Genomic DNA, 3,198 nt, shown 5'->3' with positions numbered 1-3,198 from the left:
GAGACACACTTGTTATAGGGTCAAGCGAACAAGTGCATGTGGTGGATGCCTTGGCGATCACAGGCGATGAAGGACGCGGTAGCCTGCGAAAAGCTCCGGGGAGCTGGCAAACAAGCTTTGATCCGGAGATGTCCGAATGGGGAAACCCACTCCTAATGGAGTACCCGTGACTGAATACATAGGTCACGTGGAGCGAACGCGGTGAACTGAAACATCTAAGTAACCGCAGGAAAAGAAATCAACCGAGATTCCCAAAGTAGTGGCGAGCGAAATGGGAAGAGCCTGTACTCTTTATTTGCATTGTTAGTCGAACGCTCTGGAAAGTGCGGCCATAGCAGGTGATAGCCCTGTAGACGAAAACAGCGTGAAAGAACTAGGTGTACGACAAGTAGGGCGGGACACGTGAAATCCTGTCTGAAGATGGGGGGACCATCCTCCAAGGCTAAATACTCGTGATCGACCGATAGTGAACCAGTACCGTGAGGGAAAGGCGAAAAGAACCCCGGGAGGGGAGTGAAATAGATCCTGAAACCGCATGCATACAAACAGTCGGAGCCCTGTCAAGGGGTGACGGCGTACCTTTTGTATAATGGGTCAGCGACTTACGTTCAGTAGCGAGCTTAACTGATTAAGGCAGGCGTAGCGAAAGCGAGTCCGAACAGGGCGATCAGTTGCTGGGCGTAGACCCGAAACCAAGTGATCTATCCATGGCCAGGTTGAAGGTGCGGTAACACGTACTGGAGGACCGAACCCACTAACGTTGAAAAGTTAGGGGATGAGCTGTGGATAGGGGTGAAAGGCTAAACAAACTTGGAAATAGCTGGTTCTCTCCGAAAACTATTTAGGTAGTGCCTCGTGTATCACCTTCGGGGGTAGAGCACTGTCATGGTTGTGGGGTCCATTGCGGATTACTACGCCATAGCAAACTCCGAATACCGAAGAGTGCAATCACGGGAGACAGACATCGGGTGCTAACGTCCGGTGTCAAGAGGGAAACAACCCAGACCGCCAGCTAAGGTCCCAAAGATTGGCTAAGTGGGAAACGAAGTGGGAAGGCTAAAACAGTCAGGAGGTTGGCTTAGAAGCAGCCACCCTTTAAAGAAAGCGTAATAGCTCACTGATCGAGTCGTCCTGCGCGGAAGATGTAACGGGGCTCAAGCCAGTCACCGAAGCTGCGGATACACGTTGAAAGACACGTGTGTGGTAGGAGAGCGTTCCGTAAGCCTGCGAAGGTGTGTCGAAAGGCATGCTGGAGGTATCGGAAGTGCGAATGCTGACATGAGTAGCGATAAAGGGGGTGAAAAGCCCCCTCGCCGTAAGCCCAAGGTTTCCTACGCAACGTTCATCGGCGTAGGGTGAGTCGGCCCCTAAGGCGAGGCAGAAATGCGTAGCTGATGGGAAGCAGGTCAATATTCCTGCACCATTGTTAGATGCGATGGGGGGACGGATCGCGGAAGGTTGTCCGGGTGTTGGACGTCCCGGTCGCTGCATTGGAGAAGGCGCTTAGGCAAATCCGGGCGCGTAATTCAAGGGTGTGGCGCGAGCTCTCTAGGGAGCGAAGCAATTGGAAGTGGTTCCAAGAAAAGCCTCTAAGCTTCAGTCTAATAGTGACCGTACCGCAAACCGACACAGGTGGGCGAGATGAGTATTCTAAGGCGCTTGAGAGAACTCGGGAGAAGGAACTCGGCAAATTGGTACCGTAACTTCGGGATAAGGTACGCCCTTGTAGCTTGACTGGCCTGCGCCAGGAGGGTGAAAGGGTTGCAATAAACTGGTGGCTGCGACTGTTTAATAAAAACACAGCACTCTGCAAACACGAAAGTGGACGTATAGGGTGTGACGCCTGCCCGGTGCCGGAAGATTAAATGATGGGGTGCAAGCTCTTGATTGAAGTCCCGGTAAACGGCGGCCGTAACTATAACGGTCCTAAGGTAGCGAAATTCCTTGTCGGGTAAGTTCCGACCTGCACGAATGGCGTAACGATGGCCACACTGTCTCCTCCCGAGACTCAGCGAAGTTGAAGTGTTTGTGATGATGCAATCTCCCCGCGGCTAGACGGAAAGACCCCATGAACCTTTACTGTAGCTTTGCATTGGACTTTGAACCGATCTGTGTAGGATAGGTGGGAGGCTATGAAACCAGGACGCTAGTCTTGGTGGAGCCGTCCTTGAAATACCACCCTGGTTTGTTTGAGGTTCTAACCTTGGCCCGTGATCCGGGTCGGGGACAGTGCATGGTAGGCAGTTTGACTGGGGCGGTCTCCTCCCAAAGCGTAACGGAGGAGTACGAAGGTACGCTAGGTACGGTCGGAAATCGTGCTGATAGTGCAATGGCATAAGCGTGCTTAACTGCGAGACCGACAAGTCGAGCAGGTGCGAAAGCAGGTCATAGTGATCCGGTGGTTCTGTATGGAAGGGCCATCGCTCAACGGATAAAAGGTACTCTGGGGATAACAGGCTGATACCGCCCAAGAGTTCATATCGACGGCGGTGTTTGGCACCTCGATGTCGGCTCATCTCATCCTGGGGCTGTAGCCGGTCCCAAGGGTATGGCTGTTCGCCATTTAAAGAGGTACGTGAGCTGGGTTTAAAACGTCGTGAGACAGTTTGGTCCCTATCTGCCGTGGGCGTTGGATATTTGAAGGGGGCTGCTCCTAGTACGAGAGGACCGGAGTGGACGAACCTCTGGTGTACCGGTTGTCACGCCAGTGGCATCGCCGGGTAGCTATGTTCGGAAGAGATAACCGCTGAAAGCATCTAAGCGGGAAACTCGCCTTAAGATGAGATATCCCCGGGGCTTCGAGCCCCTTGAAGGGTCGTTCCAGACCAGGACGTTGATAGGTCAGGTGTGTAAGTGCAGTAATGCATTGAGCTAACTGATACTAATTGCCCGTAAGGCTTGATCCTATAACCAGTGTGTCTCGACCAGAGTTAGCGCTTCAGCGCTTACTCTGGTCCGATCCCCGTAGGGGATACCTGGTTGAGTGAGTCGTTGTTGCCAACAATCACCACCCCAAACACTTCTACTTCTTCCCAGATTGGTTGTGCCGTCCCCGACGTCACAACAACAAGTCATGCCTGATGACCATAGCGAGTCGGTACCACCCCTTCCCATCCCGAACAGGACCGTGAAACGACTCCACGCCGATGATAGTGCGGATCACCCGTGTGAAAGTAGGTAATCGTCAGGCTCCTCATG

The 3,198-nt window shown here is 53.0% G+C and carries 2 rRNA genes; both read left to right on the top strand.

The window, feature by feature from the left end:
• The first annotated feature begins 18 nt into the window (after nt 1–18).
• Nucleotides 19–2,906, top strand: a 23S ribosomal RNA gene (locus tag QCE83_RS34935).
• A 170-nt stretch (nt 2,907–3,076) separates the two neighbouring features.
• A 5S ribosomal RNA gene (gene rrf / locus QCE83_RS34930) occupies nt 3,077–3,190 on the top strand.
• Nucleotides 3,191–3,198 lie beyond the last annotated feature (8 nt).

Source organism: Caballeronia sp. LZ034LL (assembly GCF_031451215.1).
In the GTDB taxonomy this organism is placed as follows: domain Bacteria; phylum Pseudomonadota; class Gammaproteobacteria; order Burkholderiales; family Burkholderiaceae; genus Caballeronia.
Note: the sequence above shows the minus strand (reverse complement) of the source record. Positions and strands in the feature narration are given on the sequence as shown.